The 20,111-nt window shown below is 73.1% G+C and carries 17 protein-coding genes; 12 read left to right on the top strand and 5 right to left on the bottom strand.

Annotated elements, in window-relative coordinates; all coding sequences use genetic code 11:
* Positions 1-138: 138 nt before the first annotated feature.
* Complete coding sequence (locus WDV06_RS27400) at positions 139-1,191, bottom strand: helix-turn-helix transcriptional regulator (protein WP_395512466.1); 1,053 nt, start codon at positions 1,189-1,191, stop codon at positions 139-141.
* Positions 1,192-1,508: 317 nt separating this feature from the next.
* Between WDV06_RS27400 and WDV06_RS27405 the strand changes: the two genes are divergently transcribed.
* Positions 1,509-1,823: a Rieske (2Fe-2S) protein gene (locus WDV06_RS27405; RefSeq protein WP_042820115.1), complete on the top strand. Its 315-nt coding sequence runs from the start codon at positions 1,509-1,511 to the stop codon at positions 1,821-1,823.
* A 174-nt stretch (positions 1,824-1,997) separates the two neighbouring features.
* Here the strand turns inward: WDV06_RS27405 and WDV06_RS27410 are convergent, their stop codons facing one another.
* Positions 1,998-2,417 carry a pyridoxamine 5'-phosphate oxidase family protein gene (locus tag WDV06_RS27410; protein WP_395512467.1) on the bottom strand — a complete coding sequence of 140 codons (420 nt, stop codon included), beginning with the start codon at positions 2,415-2,417 and terminating at the stop codon, positions 1,998-2,000.
* Between the two features lie 120 nt (positions 2,418-2,537).
* Here WDV06_RS27410 and clpB point away from each other — a divergent pair, with 120 nt between their 5' ends.
* A complete protein-coding gene (gene clpB, locus WDV06_RS27415; protein ID WP_395512468.1) occupies positions 2,538-5,135 on the top strand; it encodes an ATP-dependent chaperone ClpB in 2,598 nt (865 codons plus the stop codon).
* A 124-nt stretch (positions 5,136-5,259) separates the two neighbouring features.
* Positions 5,260-5,802, top strand: a complete 543-nt coding sequence (locus WDV06_RS27420) for a type III secretion system chaperone family protein (protein WP_395512469.1) — start codon at positions 5,260-5,262, stop codon at positions 5,800-5,802.
* Positions 5,803-5,827: 25 nt separating this feature from the next.
* Here the strand turns inward: WDV06_RS27420 and WDV06_RS27425 are convergent, their stop codons facing one another.
* Both WDV06_RS27425 and WDV06_RS27430 read right to left on the bottom strand, forming a co-directional pair.
* Positions 5,828-7,000 carry a hypothetical protein gene (locus tag WDV06_RS27425; protein WP_395512470.1) on the bottom strand — a complete coding sequence of 391 codons (1,173 nt, stop codon included), beginning with the start codon at positions 6,998-7,000 and terminating at the stop codon, positions 5,828-5,830.
* An 8-nt stretch (positions 7,001-7,008) separates the two neighbouring features.
* Positions 7,009-8,193 (bottom strand): pyridoxal phosphate-dependent aminotransferase, encoded by a 1,185-nt coding sequence (locus WDV06_RS27430; RefSeq protein ID WP_395512471.1) that lies wholly within the window; start codon positions 8,191-8,193, stop codon positions 7,009-7,011.
* 719 nt (positions 8,194-8,912) lie between these two features.
* Between WDV06_RS27430 and WDV06_RS27435 the strand changes: the two genes are divergently transcribed.
* From WDV06_RS27435 to WDV06_RS27475, 9 genes are all read left to right on the top strand, one after another.
* Positions 8,913-9,431, top strand: a complete 519-nt coding sequence (locus WDV06_RS27435) for a DUF2617 family protein (RefSeq protein ID WP_395512472.1) — start codon at positions 8,913-8,915, stop codon at positions 9,429-9,431.
* 116 nt (positions 9,432-9,547) lie between these two features.
* Entirely contained in the window at positions 9,548-11,188 is a 1,641-nt protein-coding gene (locus tag WDV06_RS27440; protein ID WP_395512473.1) for a polyamine aminopropyltransferase, read from the top strand.
* Between the two features lie 58 nt (positions 11,189-11,246).
* The gene (locus tag WDV06_RS27445; RefSeq protein ID WP_395512474.1) at positions 11,247-12,149 is read left to right on the top strand and encodes a CoxG family protein; all 903 of its coding nucleotides are present in this window, start codon (positions 11,247-11,249) and stop codon (positions 12,147-12,149) included.
* Positions 12,150-12,206: 57 nt separating this feature from the next.
* Positions 12,207-12,995, top strand: coding sequence for an aldose epimerase family protein (locus WDV06_RS27450; protein ID WP_395512475.1), 789 nt, complete (start codon positions 12,207-12,209; stop codon positions 12,993-12,995).
* Positions 12,996-13,025: 30 nt separating this feature from the next.
* Complete coding sequence (gene pyrE, locus WDV06_RS27455; protein WP_395512476.1) at positions 13,026-13,565, top strand: orotate phosphoribosyltransferase; 540 nt, start codon at positions 13,026-13,028, stop codon at positions 13,563-13,565.
* Between the two features lie 304 nt (positions 13,566-13,869).
* Positions 13,870-14,892 carry a class II fructose-bisphosphate aldolase gene (gene fbaA / locus WDV06_RS27460; protein ID WP_395512477.1) on the top strand — a complete coding sequence of 341 codons (1,023 nt, stop codon included), beginning with the start codon at positions 13,870-13,872 and terminating at the stop codon, positions 14,890-14,892.
* Positions 14,893-15,090: 198 nt separating this feature from the next.
* A complete protein-coding gene (locus tag WDV06_RS27465) occupies positions 15,091-15,828 on the top strand; it encodes a ScbR family autoregulator-binding transcription factor (protein ID WP_395512478.1) in 738 nt (245 codons plus the stop codon).
* 85 nt (positions 15,829-15,913) lie between these two features.
* Positions 15,914-16,621 (top strand): AfsR/SARP family transcriptional regulator, encoded by a 708-nt coding sequence (locus WDV06_RS27470; RefSeq protein WP_395512479.1) that lies wholly within the window; start codon positions 15,914-15,916, stop codon positions 16,619-16,621.
* 98 nt (positions 16,622-16,719) lie between these two features.
* Positions 16,720-18,675, top strand: coding sequence for a helix-turn-helix domain-containing protein (locus WDV06_RS27475; protein WP_395512480.1), 1,956 nt, complete (start codon positions 16,720-16,722; stop codon positions 18,673-18,675).
* Here the strand turns inward: WDV06_RS27475 and WDV06_RS27480 are convergent.
* Positions 18,672-19,913, bottom strand: coding sequence for an IS701 family transposase (locus WDV06_RS27480; RefSeq protein WP_395512481.1), 1,242 nt, complete (start codon positions 19,911-19,913; stop codon positions 18,672-18,674). The genes WDV06_RS27475 and WDV06_RS27480 overlap by 4 nt on opposite strands.
* Positions 19,914-20,111 lie beyond the last annotated feature (198 nt).

Below are 20,111 nucleotides of genomic sequence, written 5' to 3' on the forward strand. Positions count from 1 at the left end.
GAAACCACGTAACGAATCGGACGCATCCTCAGCCGCGACCGGCCCGGCTCCCGCACCCCCCCCGCACGACGGACGGGGGCCCCCCCCCCCCCCCCCGGGGGCCCCCCCCCCGGCCCGCCCGGGCGGGGCACACGCACGTCACGGCCCGGAGAGCTCCCGGCAGCCTCCCGGGGGCTCCTGGGCGCCTTCGGTGTGCAGGATGCCGGACTGGGCGATGAGGTAGCCCAGCTGGGCCCGGCTGCCGCTGCCGAGGGCGGAGGCGAGTTTCGCGATGTGGGCGCGGCAGGTGCGGACGTTCATCCCCAGGCGGCGGGCGATGGCCTCGTCGACGTGCCCCTCGACGAGCAGCTGGGCGATCGAGCGCTGCACGCCCGAGATCCCGTCCGGGGTCTGCGTGTAGGTGACCTCGTCCTGGAGGGGGACGGCGCGCCGCCACAGCTGCTCGAACACCTTGATGAGGTAGTCGACCAGGCCGGGGTGGCGCAGCTCCAGGGCCACGCGGCGGTCGTCGCTGACGGGGATGAAGGCGACCGTCCGATCGAACACTATGAGCCGTTCGATCAACTCCTCCAATGTCCGGATTTCCACCTTTCCGGCGGACATCCGGTCCACGTAGGCCAGCGTCCCCTGACTGTGCCGCGCCGTGTGCTGGTAGAGGGTCCTGATGCTGATGCCCCGGTCGATCAGCGGGGCGTCCCGCTCCAGGGCCTGTGCCAGGGCCTCGGAGGGCCGTGCGCCGCCCGGCTGCACCGTCAGGACCTCGGTGTGGCATTCGGCCGTCGCGAGGTCCAGGGCGGCGTTGATCCGTTCGAAACCCTCCAGGACCGTGATGGCGTGGGTGTTGGCCGGGTTCTGCGCGCTGATGGTCAGGAACGGCTCGAATACGTCGGTGAGATCTACAGCGGCGCGTCTGCGGTCCTGGATCTCGCGTTCAATCGGGTGCAGCCGTTGTGCGAGTGCGACGGACGGCGGAACCGGCCGCAGCTGGTTGGCGTCATCGGGGTCGGGCTGCAGAAGGGCGAATTCAAGCAAGCAGGGTGCCTGCTGCACCTCACTGCGTGCGATCCGACCGGTGCTGAGCGCCGCCGCGTAGAGCCGCGTCCCCTCGGGGCAGAGCGACGTGATGGGGTGGGGATGTGTCGGGTTTGTCGTACTTTTGGGCAAATCTCCACCCCCCAGGGTCCTGAACATGCAAGAACATGATGCATCGTCCCTGTGGCGTTGACGTGCCTGAATGAGCCATCGTCTGTCAGGCGGGGGAGAGGATTCCATCAAGTGAGGACGAAGCCGACCATGTATAAGAGAATGCTTCGCTCGGCGCTTGCCGTTGGTTTCTCCGCTGTTGCGGTCTTTGGGGCGGTCAGTGCCGTCGGGAGTGACGCGGGGAGCGCTCTGGCCATCGACACCGGCTGGACCAGCAGCCCGGCAGGTAAGGACGACACCGGCTGGACGGACCAGCCGACCAGTGTCGACACCGGCTGGACCGCTCTCCCTGCGAAGGCTGCCTGATGACCCCCGACGACCGCGACTTCCGTCGCGAGATGGCTTCGGCGTACCGCTCCGGATGGCAGTTCATCGACCTCGCGACGGCTATCCCCTACGCCGGCGACTCGCTGATGGTCACCCTGTTCGGCCAGCCGATCGTCATCGTGCGCGAGGAGGACGAGGACGTCCGTGCCTACCGCTGCCTGCGCCGCCCCCGGGGCGCACCGCAGCCCGTCCGCTGCGAAGTGCGGTACGGCATGGTCTTCGTCAACCTGGACCAGCGTGATCACCAGCTCTTCGAACCCGATATCACCACCGCCACCCCCCGCAGTGCCTGAGGCGATTCCCCCGTCGTTGCAGATCGCTCCAGGTGCTTCCCCCACACAACGGCGCCATCGTGGACCTGACCACGATGGCGCCGTTGTGATGTCCGCGTCCAGTGTCCGAACAGGACATTCGGGTGAGGATCAGCTGAGAAGTGCTTGAGGACCGCTCGAATCCGGCCGTTGTGCTCAGGCGCGCCCCATCGCGCGGTCCAGCGTGATCTCCAGGACCACCCGGTCCGGGTTCGGCGAGGGCGTCCGCCCGTACCGCTGCGCGTAGCGCTCCACCGCCTCGGCGACCGAGGCCTCGTCCGTGCGGACCACGGCGCGTCCCTCCAGGGTGGCCCAGCGCCGGCCCTCCATCTGGCACACCGCCACCCGCGCGCCGCCGTCCGCCGCCGCGAGCACGTTGCGCACCTTCCTGCTGTGCCGGTTGCTGATCACCCGGGCCAGTCCGGCCTCCGGGTCGTACGTCACGCCCACCGGGACCACGTGCGGGGTGCCGTCGGGGCGGGGGGTGGTCAGGGTGCAGATGTGCCGCTCCCGCCAGAAGGCGAGGTATTCCGGCGTCGGGTTGAGTACGTCGTGGACGGGCTTCGCTTCAGGCATGGACCGAAGCATATGTCCGGCCCGAATCCTGCCTTGAGTGGAATAGACTCAACTTTGCAGACGCTGAACCAGTCAGAGTTGTGGACGGAAGAGTCGCACCGCCGGAGAGGAGAACCGAGAGTGGACGCCGAGCTGACCAACAAGAGCCGGGACGCGCTGAACGCGGCCACGAGCAGGGCCGTCAAGGACGGCCATGCCGACCTGACCCCCGCGCACCTGCTGCTGGCCCTGCTCGCCGGCCAGGAGAACGAGAACGTCACCGACCTCCTCGCCGCGACCGAGGCCGACCAGGCCGCCGTCCGCGCCGGCGCCGAGCGGCTGCTCGCCGCCCTGCCCAGCGTCACCGGCTCCACGGTCGCGCCCCCGCAGCCCAGCCGCGACCTGCTCGCCGTGCTCGCCGAGGCCGACTCCCAGGCGGGGGCCCTCGGCGACGACTACCTCTCCACCGAGCACCTCCTCATCGCCATCGCCGCCAAGGGCGGCGCGGCCGGTGAGGTCCTTTCCGCCCAGGGCGCGACCGCGAAGAAACTGCTGGCCGCCTTCGAGAACGCACGAGGAGGACGGCGGGTGACCACCCCCGACCCCGAGGGCCAGTACAAGGCCCTGGAGAAGTTCGGCACCGACTTCACGGCAGCCGCCCGCGAGGGCAAGCTCGACCCCGTCATCGGCCGCGACCACGAGATCCGGCGCGTCGTCCAGGTCCTGTCGCGCCGCACCAAGAACAACCCGGTGCTCATCGGTGAGCCCGGCGTCGGCAAGACCGCCGTCGTCGAGGGCCTCGCCCAGCGCATCGTCAAGGGCGACGTCCCCGAGTCCCTGAAGAACAAGCGGCTCGTCTCCCTCGACCTCGGCGCCATGGTCGCCGGCGCCAAGTACCGGGGCGAGTTCGAGGAGCGCCTCAAGACCGTCCTCGCCGAGATCAAGTCGAGCGACGGCCAGATCATCACCTTCATCGACGAGCTGCACACCGTCGTCGGCGCCGGCGCCGGCGGGGACTCCGCCATGGACGCGGGCAACATGCTCAAGCCCATGCTGGCCCGCGGCGAGCTGCGCATGGTCGGCGCCACCACCCTCGACGAGTACCGCGAGCGGATCGAGAAGGACCCGGCGCTGGAGCGCCGCTTCCAGCAGGTGCTGGTCGCCGAGCCCACCGTCGAGGACACCATCGCGATCCTGCGCGGCCTCAAGGGCCGCTACGAGGCCCACCACAAGGTGGTCATCAACGACAGCGCCCTCGTCGCCGCCGCCACCCTCTCCGACCGCTACATCACCTCCCGCTTCCTGCCCGACAAGGCCATCGACCTCGTCGACGAGGCCGCCTCCCGGCTGCGCATGGAGATCGACTCCTCCCCGCTGGAGATCGACGAGCTCCAGCGCTCCGTCGACCGCCTCCGCATGGAGGAGCTGGCGCTGAAGAACGAGTCCGACCCGGCCTCGATCGAACGGCTGGACAAGCTCCGCAAGGACCTCGCCGACAAGGAGGAGGAGCTGCGCGGACTCACCGCCCGTTGGGAGAAGGAGAAGCAGTCCCTCAACCGCGTCGGCGAGCTCAAGGAGCGCCTGGACGACCTGCGCGGCCAGGCCGAGCGCGCCCAGCGCGACGGTGACTTCGACTCCGCCTCCAAGCTGCTCTACGGGGAGATCCCCGCGCTGGAGCGGGAGCTCGCCGAGGCCACCGAGGCCGAGGCGGAGGCCAAGGCCGGCCCGGTCAAGGACTCCATGGTCAAGGACGAGGTCGGCCCGGACGACATCGCCGACGTCGTCGGCGCCTGGACCGGCATCCCGGCCGGCCGGCTCCTGGAGGGCGAGACCCAGAAGCTCCTGCGCATGGAGGAGGAGCTGGGCCGTCGCCTGATCGGCCAGACCGAGGCCGTACGGGCCGTCGCGGACGCGGTGCGCCGCACCCGCGCCGGCATCGCCGACCCGGACCGGCCGACCGGCTCGTTCCTCTTCCTCGGCCCCACGGGTGTCGGCAAGACCGAGCTGGCCAAGGCCCTGGCGGACTTCCTCTTCGACGACGAGCGGGCCATGGTCCGCATCGACATGTCCGAGTATTCCGAGAAGCACAGTGTGGCCCGGCTCGTCGGCGCCCCGCCCGGGTACGTCGGCTACGAGGAGGGCGGCCAGCTCACCGAGGCCGTCCGCCGCCGCCCGTACAGCGTGGTGCTGCTGGACGAGGTCGAGAAGGCCCACCCCGAGGTCTTCGACATCCTGCTCCAGGTCCTCGACGACGGCCGCCTCACCGACGGCCAGGGCCGCACCGTCGACTTCCGCAACACCATCCTGATCCTCACCAGCAACCTGGGCAGCCAGTTCCTGGTGGATCCGGCCACCTCGCCCGAGGACAAGAAGGCCCGGGTCCTGGAGGTGGTCCGGGCGAGCTTCAAGCCGGAGTTCCTCAACCGCCTCGACGACCTCGTCGTCTTCTCGGCCCTCACCCGGGACGAGCTGGCGCACATCGCCGAGCTGCAGATCTCCCGCCTGGCCAAGCGCCTCGCCGACCGCCGCCTGGCCCTGGACGTCACGCCCGAGGCCCTGGCCTGGCTGGCCGACAGGGGCAACGACCCCGCGTACGGCGCCCGCCCGCTGCGCCGCCTGATCCAGACGGCCGTCGGCGACCGCCTGGCCAAGGAGATCCTCTCCGGCGAGGTCCGCGACGGAGACACCGTCCGGGTCGACGTCGCCGGCGAGGACCTGCTGGTGGGGCGGGCCCTGTAGCCCCGGTGTCCGCGAGGACCGCCGCGTGCCCGTGTCCGCCCGGAGCGGATCGGGCGTGCGGGGCTGGACACGGGGTGGGCGCGATGGTGGAGGATGGCTGTATCCGCACGAAGGGAAGTACACGGTGAGCATCGACCCGGCCTCGATTCCGAACTTCGGGGGTCAGCCCGAACCGCAGGCGACAGGACCGGCGGGCCCCGTCGTCCCCGACCAGGATCTGGTCAAGCAGCTCCTGGAACAGATGGAACTCAAGTACGTCGTCGACGACGAGGGTGACCTCGCGGCGCCGTGGGAGGACTTCCGCACGTACTTCATGTTCCGGGGTGAGGGCGAGCAGCAGGTCTTCTCCGTCCGCACCTTCTACGACCGCCCCCACGCGATCGACGACAAGCCGCAGCTGCTGGAGTCGATCGACGACTGGAACCGCCGCACCCTGTGGCCCAAGGTCTACAGCCACACGCACGACGACGGCTCCGTCCGGCTGATCGGCGAAGCGCAGATGCTGATCGGCACCGGCGTCAGCCTGGAGCACTTCGTGTCCTCCACGGTCAGCTGGGTCCGCGCGTCGATCGAGTTCGACAAGTGGCTCATCGAGCAGCTCGGCCTGGAGAAGGAGGTCGACTCCGCGGAGGGCGACGCCGACTCCGACGGCGGGGACGACGCCTAGCCGTCCCCGCCCCCGAGAGACGGCCCTAGAGGGGTACCTCCGCCATGAGCAGGAGGTACGCCCCGTAGCCGTACGAGAGCCCGGCCAGGCCGGCGGTCACCGCGACCGCCGTCCGCGGCCGGGCTCTGGCCGTCGCGGCGGCCAGCGGCAGCAGCAGCGGGAACGCCGGCAGCAGGAAGCGGGGCTTGGACTCGAAGAAGCCCGCCCCGCCGACGGTGATCACCAGCAGGGTGCCGGTGTAGACGAGCAGCGGCAGCGGCGCCCGGTCCAGCAGCAGGAGCACCGCCAGCAGCAGCGCCACGGCCAGCGCGGCCACGGTCACGGCCACCGGGACCGTGACGTTCCCGCCGGTCAGCACCCGGTCCACCACGCCGACCGTCCCCGCGCCGAAGTCGAAGCGCGAGCCCCACTGCCGCTGCACGGTGAAGTAGCCGAGAGCCTCGTGCCGGCGCGCCCCTACGGCCCCCACGTACGCCGCCCAGCCGGCGGGCGCCAGCAGCGCGGCCGCCCACACCGCGGGCGCCCGGTTGCCCCGCAGCAGCTCCCGCAGGGCCGGCACGGTCACGGCGGCGGCCACGGCGATCCCGGTGGGCCGGGTCAGCCCGGCGAGCACCGCGAGGGAGGCCGCCCACATCCAGCGCTCGCGCAGCAGCGCGTACAGGGCCCAGGCGGCCAGCGCGCAGAGCAGCGGCTCGGTGTAGCCGAGGGTCAGCACCACCGCGTGCGGCAGCGACGCCCACAGCGCGACGAGCAGCACCCCGGCCCGGGCCCCGAGCATCCGCTCCCCGACCCGGTACACCCCGACGGCGGCCGCGCCGGCGGCCGTCCAGGCCACGGCGAGCCCGGCCACGGGCCCCCCGCCGAGGAGGTGCGTCAGCAGCGGGTACAGCGGGAAGAAGGCGGCGTCGCTCTGGATGGAGTCGGAGGCGGGCCACATCTGGGTGCGGCCGTAGCCGTGGGCGGCGATGGACAGGTACCAGAAGGAGTCCCAGGAGCCGCCGAGCACCTTCACCGGGTCCCGCCCGGCCCACCAGGCCCCGACGGCGACCACCAGCGCACCGGCCCCGCGCAGGACGGCGAACACCGCGAGCGCGCGTCCCGCCGACCCGCCCGGCCCGGCCGTCTCCGGTCTTCGCGCGGCCGGAGCCGGGGCGCCCGGCGCCGGGGCGGGCGGGGTCCGGCCCGTCGACACGTCCATGCCGGCGCCTAGAGCGCCCTCAGCCGGTCCACCGCTTCGCGCAGGACCTCCGTCTTCTTGCAGAAGGCCCAGCGGACCTGGCTGGCGCCGGCCTCCTGGTCGTCGTAGAAGACCTGGTTCGGGATGGCGACGACCCCGCAGCGCTCCGGCAGGGCGCGGCAGAACGCCAGCCCGTCCTTCTCGCCCAGGGGCGAGATGTCGGTGGTGATGAAGTAGGTGCCCTGCGGGTGGAAGACCCGCAGCCCCGCGGCGGTGAGGCCCTCGGTGAGCAGGTCGCGCTTGGCGGCGAGGTCGGCGCGGAAGGCCGTGTAGTAGGCGTCGGGGAGGGCGAGGGCCTCCGCGACCGCGTACTGGAAGGGGCCCGAGGAGACGTAGGTGAGGAACTGCTTCGCCGAGCGGACGGCCGAGACCAGCGCGGGCGGGGCGGTGACCCAGCCGACCTTCCAGCCGGTGAAGGAGAAGGTCTTGCCGGCGGAGGAGATGGTGACGGTGCGCTCGCGCATCCCGGGCAGGGAGGCCAGCGGGGTGTGGCCGCCCTCGAAGACGAGGTGTTCGTAGACCTCGTCGGTGACGACGAGCAGGTCGCGCTCGACGGCCAGTTCGGCGACGACGGCCAGCTCCTCGGGCGTGAGGACGGTGCCGGTCGGGTTGTGCGGGGTGTTGAGCAGCAGCAGGCGGGTGCGCGGGGTGATCGCGTCGCGCAGGGCGTCGAGGTCGGGGCGGAAGTCCGGTGCGCGCAGGGTGAGGGGGACGCGGACGGCGCCGGCCATGGCGATGCAGGCGGCGTAGGAGTCGTAGAACGGCTCCAGGGCGATGACCTCGTCGCCCGGTTCGAGGAGGGCGAGGAGGGCGGCGGCGATGGCCTCGGTGGCGCCCGCCGTGACCAGCACCTCCGTGTCGGGGTCGTAGCCGAGCCCGTAGAAGCGCTGCTGGTGGGCGGCGATCGCCTCGCGGAGCTCGGGGACGCCCGGGCCGGGCGGGTACTGGTTGCCCCGGCCGTCGCGGATCGCCCGGACGGCCGCCTCGGCGATCTCGGCGGGGCCGTCGGTGTCGGGGAAGCCCTGGCCCAGGTTGATCGACCCGGTGCGGGCGGCCAGGGCCGACATCTCCGCGAAGATCGTGGTGCCGAAGGCCGCCAGGCGGCGGTTGAGGAAGGGGCGGTCACTGTTCACGGGTGCGCTCATGGGCGCCATCCTGCGGGGAACCTCTGGAGTTGCTCAAGTGTGCTTTGGCGGGTGGGGCCGACGGGCATCCCCCCTGCACGCGGGGCGCGGGGGCCCCGGTCCCCGGGGGACCGGGGTGTCGGAAAGGGGCGGTGACATGGTCGTCGTCGTACTGGTCGTCGGGGCTATCGCCGCGGTGGTCGTCTGGGTCGCGAGGAAGCTCTCCGGTGGGGGCGGGTTCGGCGGCGGGGGGAGCTCCGGCGGCAGCTGGTGGGCGGGCGGCGGGGGCTCTTCCTCCTCCTGCGGCTCCTCTTCCTCATGCGGTTCCTCGTCCTCCTGCGGCTCGTCCTGCGGTTCCTCCTGCGGTGGCGGTGGGTGCGGGGGCAGCTGACACTGGAACGGGGCGGCGCGCGGCCGCGTGGACAGGGCGCCCGGCGGGGACAACTTCCTTCGGGCGTCTTCTTGTTCGGGCGCGTGCGAAGACGTACGGACGGGCTGTCGTTGAACACGTGAACCGGGTAGCCCCCGAGGGGATGTAAACCCCGTCAAGTTGGGTAAAAACGCTGTGAGTGCCGTGCCTTTCATGATTCCCTCGGTCGAGTAGACCAGTCCTCGGAGGACCTCCCTGGACTTCTCCCCCAGCTACCGCTGGGGGGACCCCCAGTGGACCCGTGCCGGTGTCCCCCCACCCGTTGCATACCGCTGGCGGGGTCCGGTCCCTCTCCCTCGCGCGTTTGCGGAGCCGACTCATGCTCACGACCCTCCAGACCACCTACACCGACACGCGTGCCGCCGATCTCGCCTGGGCCCTGGGACGGGAGCGGCTGCCCGCCCTGGCCGTACTGAACCTCCAGCTGGAGGACGCGAAGGTGGAGTTGCGCCTGCTCGGGGCCTCCCACCAGGTGCTCCTGGAGGAGGGCGAGGTGCTCTGTTCGGAGACGGTCGCCTGCATGCCCGGCAGCCGCACGCCGCTGCCGCTGGGCGTGGCGAAGCGGGTGGGGGACTGGGAGTACGAGTTCGCCGCGCGCGTCGAGAACCTCTCGCGGGGCTCGTTCGCCGGGCGGGCCCAGGAGTTGCTGGCGCTGGTCGCGGACCACCCGAACGGCCTAGCGGGCACCTTCCCGGGAGACCCGCACGCCTTCACCGCGATGCTCGCGCAGCGGTACGAGGGGCAGGTGCGCTGGCGGACCTGGCACGCGTACCCGCAGGAGGGCCAGCTGGTGGCCACGCGCACCCGGGTGGGCGTCCGGATGGGGGCACCGGTCTAGGCCCCGCCCGCCGTGGCCCGGTTGGGTGCAGATTACGCCAACTGGCGGGATCGGCACCCCACTTGCACCCATGTGGGTGACAGGGTGTCCGTGGGTGGTGACGTACGGTTCGCTGCATGATCGACCGTTCCGCCCCCCGCGGGGTGCTCCCGGCGGCGGAGCCGCGGGGCGTGCAGACCGTTCCGGCCGCCCTGCCCGTACAGCCCCGGACCGGCCGACTCCTGGTCCTGGCCACGGTGTTCGTCTGCGCCGCCTGCGGGCTCGTGTACGAGCTGGAGCTGGTCGCCCTCGGCTCGTACCTCATCGGTGACTCCGTCACCCAGGCGTCCGTCGTGCTGTCCGTCATGGTCTTCGCCATGGGCGTCGGCTCGCTGCTCGCCAAACGGCTGCGCGCCCGCCCCGCCTTCGGCTTCGCCGCCATCGAGGCCGCGCTGGCGCTGCTCGGCGGCTTCTCCGCCATGGCCCTCTACGCGAGCTTCGCCTGGCTGGGCGAGTCCCGGTCCGCCCTCGTCGCGTTCTCCTTCGCCATCGGCGTGCTCATCGGCGCCGAGATCCCGCTGCTGATGGTCCTCATCCAGCGCATCCGCCGACAGGACGCCGGCGGCGCCGTCGCCGACCTGTTCGCCGCCGACTACGTGGGCGCCCTCGTCGGCGGGCTCGCCTTCCCCTTCCTGCTGCTCCCCGTCCTCGGCCAGCTCACCGGCGCGATGCTCACCGGCACCGTCAACGCCGTCGTCGGCGGCGGACTCGTGCTGTGGCTGTTCCACCGCGACCTCAGCCGGCGCTGCCGCTGGCTGCTGCTCGCGGTCAACGCCGCCGTGCTCGCCGGGCTCGCCTGCGCGACCCTGCTCGCCGACGACTTCGAGCGCGTCGCCCGGACGGCCGTCTACGGAGGGGAGGTACGGGTCGCGATGCAGACGGGGGTGCAGGAGCTGGTCCTGACCGGCCCCTCCACCGGCTCCCCGCGCTCCCTCGACCTCTACCTCGACGGGCGGCTGCGGGTCAGCGGCTACGACGAGTACCGCTACCACGAGGCCCTGGTCCACCCCGCGATGACCGGTCCGCACGCCCGCGTCCTGGTCCTCGGCGGCGGCGACGGGCTCGCCGCACGCGAGGTGCTGCGCTACCCGGACGTCGCCTCCGTCACCGTCGTCGAGCTCGACCCCGGGGTGGTCGAGCTCGCCCGCACCGACCCGATGCTCTCCACCCTCAACGGCCGCGCGTACGAGGACCCCCGCCTGGGCGTGGTCTCCCAGGACGCCTTCCGCTGGCTGCGCGGGGCCGCCGCCCGCGACCGGTTCGACGTGATCCTCTCCGACCTCCCCGACCCCGGCATCACCCCGAGCACCAAGCTGTACTCGCAGGAGTTCTACGGGCTGGCCGCGCGGGCCCTGAACCCGGGCGGGCGCATCGCCGTCCACGCCGGACCGCTGAGCACGCGGCCCCGTACGTACTGGACCGTCGAGTCCACCCTGCGTGCCGCGGGCCTGCTCACCACCCCCTACAGCGCGGGTGGCCGGCTCTCCGGCTTCGCCGCCGGCCCCGACCGCACCCTCGGGGCCGCCGACGCGCCGCCGCAGGACTGGGGCTTCGTCCTCGCCTCCCGCGAGCGGGTCCCCGAGCTGCGGGTCGACCACGGCACGCCCGCCCTGCGCGCGGTGTCCACCCGCGGTCTGCAGGACGCCGCCCGGGACGCGGCCCGCACCCGGCTGCCGGGCCTGCCGCCCTCCACGCTCCCGCACCCGCGCTACTCGTAGGAAGCGGCTGGCGCCGCGTCCGTGTGCACGGGCGGTTCTCGTCGGTAGGCTCGACCGCATGGAGCATCAGGTGTTCGTTCCGGTACCGGCAGACGAGCTGCGCGCCGTGCTGCGCGACCCCGTCCGGGTGGCCCGCTGCGTGCCCGGTCTCCAGCAGGACGCCGACACCGGCGCGGCCGCCGGGACCGCCGCCGGCGCGGTGGCCGGGCGGCTCAGGCTGCGGGTCGGCTCCAGCAGCGTCACCTACCGGGGGACCCTGGCGCTGTCCGAGCGGGACCCGGAGCAGTTCGCCGCCGAGTGCGAGGGTGCCGAGGTGCGCGGCAACGGCACCGTGAAGCTCTCGGCCCTGCTGCGGCTGACCTCCCACGACGGCGGGACCCGGCTGGAGTTCACCGGCGAGGCCACCGCCGAGGGGCGGACCGCGGGCTTCGACCAGGAGGCCCTGACCACCGCCGTCCGGCGCCTGCTCGACCGGTTCTGCGCGAACCTGGCCGAGGCGGCCGGCCCCCGCGAGCCGGGGGAGGGCGGGGAGCGGGCGGACACCGGGGAACCGGCGGAGGCGGGCGAGGGCGGTGGGCCCGGGGCCGGCGCGGCGTCGGTGTTCGACACCGAGGTGCCCCCGCCGTCCCTCGACCCCTTCGTGGACGACGACCTTCCCGAGCTCCCCGACTTCACCGGGCTGCCGGAGCTCGGCGGACAGCCGGAGACCGCCGGGCTCGGGGACGCCGCCGACCCCACCTCACCCCCGCACCCTCCGGCCGAGGCCGCCCACGCCCGCCGCACGATGATCGGCCGCAGCGCCGAGGAGGTCGACCACGCGCCCCCGCGCGGCCGTTACGCCCCCGTCCCGGCCCCCTCCGCCGGCGTCGCCAACCCCGCCATGCGCTGGATCGCCCCCGCCGCGGCCCTGGCCCTGGCCTCGGCGGTGGTCGTCGGACGGGCCCTGCGCCGCCGCCGCTGACCTCCGGCGGGCCGTGGGTGAGCGGCCTCCGTGCCCGGCCGCCGTAGGGTCGGCCGTATGAGTACGCAACTGAGCGCCGGCGGCGCCGACATCACCATCGACCAGGAAAACGGTTGCCGCATCGACAGCCTGCGCGTCGACGGCATGGAGCTGCTGCGCCAGGGCCCGCACTACGGGTCCTTCCCGATGGTTCCCTGGTGCGGCCGCACCGCGAACGGGCGGTTCCGTGACGGGGCGGCGGTCCACCAGCTGCCCGTCAACCACCCGCCGCACGCCATCCACGGCCTGGGCCGCGATCTGCCCTGGCGGACCGCCGGGGTCGGCGACACCGGGGCGGCCTTCTACTTCGACCTCGCCGACCCCTGGCCGCACGCCGGTCGGGTGACGCAGACCTTCGAGCTGAGCGGGGACGCCCTGAAGATCACCCTGGGCGTGGAGACGTACCAGGACTCCTTCCCGGCCCAGGCCGGCTGGCACCCCTGGTTCAACCGCACCCTGACGGCCGGCGGCCCCGAGGCGCAGATCGCCTTCGACCCCGCCTGGCAGGAGGAGCGCGGCGAGGACCACCTCCCCACCGGCCGCCGGATCGACCCCCGGCCCGGCCCGTGGGACGACTGCTTCGGCATGCCCTACGGCGTCGACGTCACCCTCACCTGGGCCGGGGAGCTGGAGCTGAAGGTCGCGAGCCCGGCCGCATGGGTGGTCGTGTACGACGAGCAGCCCGAGGCCGTCTGCGTGGAGCCGCAGTCCGGCCCGCCGAACGGCCTGAACACCCTTCCGCGCCTGGTCACCCCGGTGGACCCCCTGGAGGTCTCCACGACCTGGACCTGGCGTCGCCTGCGCTAGCCCCACCGGGGCCCAACTAAGCTCGACGTCATGACTGACGTACGCGATGCGCTTCTGCAGCAGATCAAGGACAAGGCCGTCGTGCACGGCAAGGTGACCCTCTCCTCCGGCAAGGAGGCCGACTACTACATCGACCTCCGCCGCATCACCCTCGACGGCGAGGCCGCCCCGCTGGTGGGCCAGGTCATGCTCGACCTGACCGCCGACCTCGACTTCGACTGCGTCGGCGGCCTGACCCTGGGCGCCGACCCGGTCGCGACCTCGATGCTGCACGCCTCGGCGGCGCGCGGGGAGCGCCTGGACGCCTTCGTCGTCCGCAAGGCGCAGAAGGCGCACGGCATGCAGCGCCGGATCGAGGGCACCGACGTGAAGGGCAAGCGCTGCCTGGTCGTCGAGGACACCTCCACCACGGGCGGCTCCCCGCTGACCGCCGTCGAGGCGGTCCGCGAGGCCGGTGGTGAGGTCGTCGCCGTCGCCACCATCGTGGACCGCGGTGCTGCCGAGGCCATCGCCGGCGCGGGCCTGCCCTACCTCACCGGCTACCAGCTCGGGGACCTGGGTCTGGCCTGACCCGCCCCCCGGCGGCCCGGTCGTCTCGGATCGTGGTCGCGAAGGGGTGGTGACGCCCTCCCGGGGCGGGGTCGGCGCAGCGGCTGACGAAGGTCCCCGGAAGCCTCCGCTCCGCTCCTGACCTGCGTCTTTCCGGAAGGGCCGGGCGTTTCACGTGAAACACCCGGCCCTTCTCGCCGTACGACCCCGGTCAGGCGGGGTGGAGTGTTCCGCCGAGTCTGGAAAGATAGGCGCGACGTCTGACGTCGCCCCCAGGTCAGGGCCCGCAATAAGCACACTCCCCGCACATCCAAGGAGCGGACAGATGCCCATCGCAACCCCCGAGGTCTACAACGAGATGCTCGACCGGGCGAAGGCAGGCAAGTTCGCCTACCCGGCCATCAACGTGACCTCGACCCAGACCCTGCACGCTGCGCTGCGCGGCTTCGCGGAGGCCGAGAGCGACGGCATCATCCAGATCTCCACCGGCGGTGCCGAGTTCCTGGGCGGCCAGTACAACAAGGACATGGTCACCGGCGCGGTCGCCCTGGCCGAGTTCGCGCACGTGGTCGCCGCCAAGTACGACATCACGGTCGCGCTGCACACCGACCACTGCCCCAAGGACAAGCTGGACGGCTATGTCCGCCCGCTCCTCGACATCTCCGCCGAGCGCGTGGCCAAGGGTCTGAACCCGCTCTTCCAGTCGCACATGTGGGACGGCTCCGCCGAGACCCTGGCCGACAACCTGGCCATCGGCCAGGAGCTGCTGGCCAAGGCCGCCGCCGCGAAGATCATCCTTGAGGTCGAGATCACCCCGACCGGCGGCGAGGAGGACGGCGTCAGCCACGAGATCAACGACGAGCTGTACACCACCGTCGAGGACGCCATCCGGACCGCCGAGGCCCTCGGCCTGGGCGAGAAGGGCCGCTACCTGCTGGCCGCCTCCTTCGGCAACGTCCACGGCGTCTACAAGCCGGGCAACGTCGTCCTCCGTCCCGAGCTGCTCAAGGACCTCCAGCAGGGCGTCGGCGAGAAGTACGGCAAGACCAACCCGTTCGACTTCGTCTTCCACGGCGGCTCCGGCTCCACCGAGCAGGAGATCGCCACCGCGCTGGAGAACGGCGTCGTCAAGATGAACCTCGACACCGACACCCAGTACGCCTTCACCCGCCCGGTCGCGGACCACATGTTCCGCAACTACGACGGTGTCCTGAAGGTCGACGGCGAGGTCGGCAAGAAGTCCACCTACGACCCGCGCACCTGGGGCAAGCTGGCCGAGGCGAGCATGGCCAAGCGCGTCGTCCAGGCCTGCGGTGACCTGCGCTCCACGGGCACCAAGCTGAAGTAGCCCCCGGCGCTCCCCAGCGCCCCGGGCCCCGCAGAGGGGTCCGCCCGTCCGTCACCGGAAGGGCGGACCCCTTTGTCGTGCGCGGGAGGTGACGAACCCCGGTGGACGTCCGCCGGGTGATGGTGTGGAATCTACCCGGAGCTAAAAACGTACCCGTGGGAATGTAAAGCCGGCGGGCCAGGAGAGGCGACGCCACATATGAGGACAGAGCGACCCCAGGTGAAGCAGGACCGGGCGGTGCGCACCCGCCGCGCCATCCTGGACGCGGCCGCCGTGGTCTTCGAGGAGTACGGCTACGACGCGGCCAAGCTCTCGGACATCGTCAACATCGCGAAGGTCACCAAGGGCGCCCTCTACTTCCACTTCGAGTCGAAGGAGGGCCTGGCGCAGTCCGTCATAGACGCCCAGAACCAGGGGCAGCCGCAGGCCCTCCCGCAGCAGTACAAGGCGCAGGAGTTCATCGACATCGGCATGGTGTTCTCGCACCAGATGCGGCACGAGGTGCTGATCCGGGCGAGCGCCCGGCTGACCCTGGACCAGACGGGCCCGCACCTCGACCGGGTGACCCCGTACGAGACCTGGATCGAGCTCGGCGCCGGCGTGCTGTCCGAGGCCCGGGCGCGCGGGGAACTGCTGCCGGGGGTGGATCCCGTCGTCCCCGCCCGGCTGATCGTCGGCGCGTACGCGGGGCTGAACACCATGTCCCACACCCTCGGGCTCGACCTGGACGCCCAGGTCGCCGAGCTCTACACGCACGTGATGCCGAACGTGGTGGTCCCCGCCGTGGCCATCCGGCTGGACAGCGCCCCCGGGCGCGGGGCGCGGGCGCTGTACGGGCCGCACGGGGTGCACCCCTGCCGGGTCGGCTGCGCGGACGGGGTGCCCCCGGCCGACGACGGGTGCGAGGGCGACGGGCCCGGCGGTCCGGCCGTCTGACCCGCCCCGGCCGCCCGTTCCTCCCCCTTCCCAAAAAGATCCTTCCGGGTATTATTTTTTTGCTCGCCTGCCCAGGGAGAACACTGTGGACATTGAGGTACTCGGCGCACCACGGGTCATCGAGAACGGTGTTCCCATCACCCCCTCCACACCGGAGTCCCGGCACGTCCTGGCGGCCCTGGCGGCCTGCCCCGACCGTCTCGTCCCGGTCTCCGTGCTCGCCGACGAACTCAGCCGCCACACCCCGCCCGAACACGCCCGCGCCGCCCTGCACACCGCCGTACGCCGCCTGCGCGAGCGGTTCGCCGAGGCGCTCGGGGCCGGCTCGGTCCGTACCCCCGAGACCGTCCTGCGCACCCGGCCCGGCGGATACCTCCTCGACACCGGGGGCGGCCGCTGCGACGTCCGCGAGTTCGAACGCGAGGCCGGCGCCGGCTACCGGGCCATGGGCCGCGGGGACTTCGCGCAGGCCTCCGCGCGGCTGCGCCGCGCCCTCGACCTGTGGACCGGCCCCGCCCTGGACGGCATCGACGCCGGAACCTGGCTCCGCGGCCGCACCGCCTCCCTCGACGCCGACCGGCTCTCCGTCCTCGGCCAGTGGGTCGAGGCCGAACTCGCCCTCGGCCGCCACCGCGAACTCCTGCTGGAACTCGCGGGCCTGCGCGGCGCGGGCGGGCAGCGCCCCGACGGCGCCTACCTGACGGCCCTGCACCGTGCCGAAGCCCGCGTCGCCGCCCTGCGCGCGGCTCTCCCCGCCCCCGGACTGAGCCTGGCCGGCGCCGTCCGCCGCTGAACGGCCCACCCTTGAGCCCTGCTTGACCCTTCGCCGCCCGGAACCTAGGTTCGGGACGGGACGCGGGGGAAAACAGCTGGTCGGAGGGGGTCGGCAGAATGCGCGGGGACGACGCGGGCGCACTGGCCGTACTGGAACTGCTCGCGGAGGACGCCCCGCCGGGCCGGTACCAGGCGCTGCTCACCGAGGCGCGGGCGGCCGGCGCCGACGACGCCGCCCTCGACGGGCTCACGCGCGCCCTGGAACTGGCCCGCTGCGTACAGGCCCGCGCGAGCCGCAGCCGGCAGCGCGAAGCCGCCCTCACCGCGCTCGTCGACACCGCGCACGACCTCACCTCCCCGTACGACATCGACGGCCTGCTCCGCCTGATCACCCGCCGCGCCCGCCGCCTCCTCGGCTTCGACATGGCCTGGCTCTCCCTCAGCCGCCCCGACGGCTCGGCCTACGTCCGCACCTCCGAGGGCGAGACCACCGCCCTGAACGTCGGCCTGGAACTCGGCACCGGCCGCGGCCTCGGCAGCATCGCCCAGGCCCGCCGCTCCCCGGTGTGGACGGCCGACTACCTCGCCGACCCCACCATCGCGCACGCCCCCGGCATCGACGCCGTCGTCCAGGCGGAGGGCCTCCACGCGATCATCGCCGTACCGCTGCGCCGCGGGGACTCCACGCTCGGCGCCCTGTACGGCTCCGACCGTGCCGTACGGCAGTTCAGCCCGGACGAGATCGGCATCATGCTCTCCCTCGCCGACCTGGCCGCCGTCGCCATCGAGAAGGCCCGGCTGCTGGAGCAGACCCGCGACCAGGTCACCGAGCTGGAGGCCTTCGGCTCGCGCACCAACACCGCCCTCACCCGCGTCCGCTACCTGTGGGAATGCCACGCCCGCCTCGCCGGACTCGTCCTGGACGGCGCCGGCCTGCCCACCCTCGCCCGGGCCACCGCCGACGCGCTGGACGGCGTGCTCCAGGTGCGCGACCCGGGCGGCCGCCCGCTGACGGCCACCGGGGAACTGCCCGGCCTGGACGAGGAGGCCGTCACCAAGGGCGCCCTCCAGGCGCTCACCGACCGGCGGCCCGTCCGCCTCCCCGGCGACCTGTGGCTGGCCCCCGTCCTCGCCGGCGCCGAGGACCTCGGGGTGCTGCTGCTGAGCGCCTCCGCCCCGCTCGCCGACGAGGACGTCCGGCTGCTCCAGCTGGCCGCCCAGTCCGTGGCCTGCCTGATGCTCATCCAGCGGGGCACCGCCGCCGCCGAGGGACCCGTCCACGACGAACTCCTCGCCGACCTCCTCGACCGGCCGCACTCCGTCGACCTGCACCTGCTGGAGCGCACCCGCCGGCTCGGCATCGACCTCGACCGCCCGCACGTGGTGGTCGTCGCCCGGCCCGAGGGCGGCGAACTCGGCAAGGCCGTCGCCTGGGCCACGTCGTACGCCTACCGGATGGGCGGCCTCAAGGGAGTCCGGCGGGGCTGCCTCGTCCTCGTCCTGCCCGGCACCGACGCCTCCGCCGCCGCCCACCGGGCCTCCGGCGAGCTGTCCCCGCTGCTGGGCCACGCCGTGTCCACGGGCGCCGCCGGACCCAGCGGCGGCCCCGGCGAGGTGGCCCGCGTCTACGCCGAGGCCGTGCGCTGCCTCGACGCGCTGACCGCCCTGGGCGGGGTGGGCGGTACCGCCTCCCTGCGCGAACTGGGCTTCCTCGGCCTGCTCCTGTCCGCCGACCACGACGTGGAGGCGTACATCGAGGGCACCATCGGCCCCGTCCTGGAGTACGACACCGACCGGCCGACCGAACTGACCCGCACGCTGGAGGCGTACTTCGCCTCCGGCGCCAGCCCCACCCACGCCGCCGAGGCCCTGCACGTCCACCCCAACACCGTCTCCCGCCGCCTGGAGCGCATCGCCGAACTCCTCGGCCCCGACTGGCAGAAGCCCGGCCGGGCGCTGGAGATCCAGATGGCGCTGCGGCTGCGCAGGACCCGCACCGTCCTGCACGACCGCCGCACCGCCGCCGACCGCTCGTCCCCTCCCCCCTACCCCACCCCGTACGACGCTCCCTAGCCCCGCCGCGCCGTCAGGGCCCGGGCGGCGTGCGCCACCGAGGCCAGCGTCACGTGCCGGTGCCAGCCCGGCAGCGCCCGCCCCGCGAAGTCGCGCAGGCCCGCCTCCTGCCCGCTGTGCTCGGCGGCGAACGCCACCCGCCGGCCCTGCTTCGTCAGCCGCAGCAGCGGGCCCACCGGCAGCCGCACCAGGTCCGTGACCCACAGCTGCGACGGCGGGCGGCGCGGGTCCGTCCACTCGCCGACCAGCAGCAGGTGGCGGCGGCGGGCCGGCGAGGGGTCGGGCATCATCACCCGCACCGCGACCGCGAGGGTGCTGCGGTGCCGGGCGCCCCCGGCCGCCGGATCCGGTTCGCTCCACTCCACCGGAGTGCTCAGCCCCTTCACCGACTGCAGCACGTCCCGCGCGCAGCGAGCCCCCGCGCCGTGCCCGGGCAGCGCCGGATCGGTGACGAGCACCGGGGTGGACGGGGCGATCCGGGCGATGACGGGCAGGCCCGCCTCGGCGAAGCGGTTCATCGTGGAGCGCGTTCCGATGCCCCGGATGTCGAGCACCACCGGCCGCACCGGGCTCCCGCCGCGCCGCACCGTGGAGATCACCGCGGCCGCGGCTGCCTCCTCGTACGCGGCCCGCGCGGCGTGCTCCTCGGCGAGCCCCGCCACCGCCGCCCCCGCGGCCGCCCCCGCGCTCGTCTCCGCCTCCGGCAGGAACATCTCCCAGCCCACCGGGGAGGCCAGCGCGGCCGAGGCGAACCAGATCCCGAACGCCTGCTGCCCCCGGAACATCTGCCCCTGGTGCGGGTCGAAACGGTTCGCCACGCCCACCGAGTGCTCCCCGCCCTTGGGGATGGCCATCGGCTGCGCCACCCACGCCGTCAGCGGACTGGCCGCCTCCAGGAAACGGGAGAGGTTGGCGCGGATCGGCTGCCAGTCCCAGGTGGAGCCCGAGATGAAGTGGTGCATGCTCTGCTCGGCCGCCCCGCCGCCGACCTGGCCCGCGATCCCGCGCATCGACTTGCGGCCGGTCAGGGCGAGCAGGCCCTGCACGTACTGGCGGCCCTTCTCCCGCTGGTCCTTGCGGCGCAGGGAGGTGAGGACGGCGGCGCACAGGTCGTCGGCCGCCTCCCGGGCCGGGTCCGGCCGCTCCGTCCCGCCCCCCGCCGGTGCCCCCGTACCCTCCCCCGTACCCGCCCCCGCGGACACCCCCGTCCCCGTGATGCTGATGGTGCTGCTGCTCATGACCGCTTCCACGACATGCCCCCTCGGCGTGCGTCCACTGCCCCTCTACCGTCCGTCGGGGAACCCCTGCGGGGGGAGGTGTGCCGGTCACCGCGCTCGGCCCGGAGGTGGTGGGGTCCCCACCACCCCGGAGACTTGACGGACTGTCGGCCCGGACCTGGCCGGACCACCGCAGATCGGGCACGGTCGGGACCCGCG

It is taken from the genome of Streptomyces racemochromogenes, assembly GCF_044129415.1.
In the GTDB taxonomy this organism is placed as follows: domain Bacteria; phylum Actinomycetota; class Actinomycetes; order Streptomycetales; family Streptomycetaceae; genus Streptomyces; species Streptomyces racemochromogenes_A.

Bases quoted from the DNA above. Each gene is read 5' to 3' on its own strand.
- WDV06_RS27400 (WP_395512466.1), bottom strand. From the start codon at position 1,191: ATGTTCAGGACCCTGGGGGGTGGAGATTTGCCCAAAAGTACGACAAAC.
- WDV06_RS27405 (WP_042820115.1), top strand. From the start codon at position 1,509: ATGACCCCCGACGACCGCGACTTCCGTCGCGAGATGGCTTCGGCGTAC.
- WDV06_RS27410 (WP_395512467.1), bottom strand. From the start codon at position 2,417: ATGCCTGAAGCGAAGCCCGTCCACGACGTACTCAACCCGACGCCGGAA.
- WDV06_RS27425 (WP_395512470.1), bottom strand. From the start codon at position 7,000: ATGGACGTGTCGACGGGCCGGACCCCGCCCGCCCCGGCGCCGGGCGCC.
- WDV06_RS27430 (WP_395512471.1), bottom strand. From the start codon at position 8,193: ATGGCGCCCATGAGCGCACCCGTGAACAGTGACCGCCCCTTCCTCAAC.
- WDV06_RS27435 (WP_395512472.1), top strand. From the start codon at position 8,913: ATGCTCACGACCCTCCAGACCACCTACACCGACACGCGTGCCGCCGAT.
- WDV06_RS27440 (WP_395512473.1), top strand. From the start codon at position 9,548: ATGATCGACCGTTCCGCCCCCCGCGGGGTGCTCCCGGCGGCGGAGCCG.
- WDV06_RS27445 (WP_395512474.1), top strand. From the start codon at position 11,247: ATGGAGCATCAGGTGTTCGTTCCGGTACCGGCAGACGAGCTGCGCGCC.
- WDV06_RS27450 (WP_395512475.1), top strand. From the start codon at position 12,207: ATGAGTACGCAACTGAGCGCCGGCGGCGCCGACATCACCATCGACCAG.
- pyrE (WP_395512476.1), top strand. From the start codon at position 13,026: ATGACTGACGTACGCGATGCGCTTCTGCAGCAGATCAAGGACAAGGCC.
- fbaA (WP_395512477.1), top strand. From the start codon at position 13,870: ATGCCCATCGCAACCCCCGAGGTCTACAACGAGATGCTCGACCGGGCG.
- WDV06_RS27465 (WP_395512478.1), top strand. From the start codon at position 15,091: ATGAGGACAGAGCGACCCCAGGTGAAGCAGGACCGGGCGGTGCGCACC.
- WDV06_RS27475 (WP_395512480.1), top strand. From the start codon at position 16,720: ATGCGCGGGGACGACGCGGGCGCACTGGCCGTACTGGAACTGCTCGCG.
- WDV06_RS27480 (WP_395512481.1), bottom strand. From the start codon at position 19,913: ATGAGCAGCAGCACCATCAGCATCACGGGGACGGGGGTGTCCGCGGGG.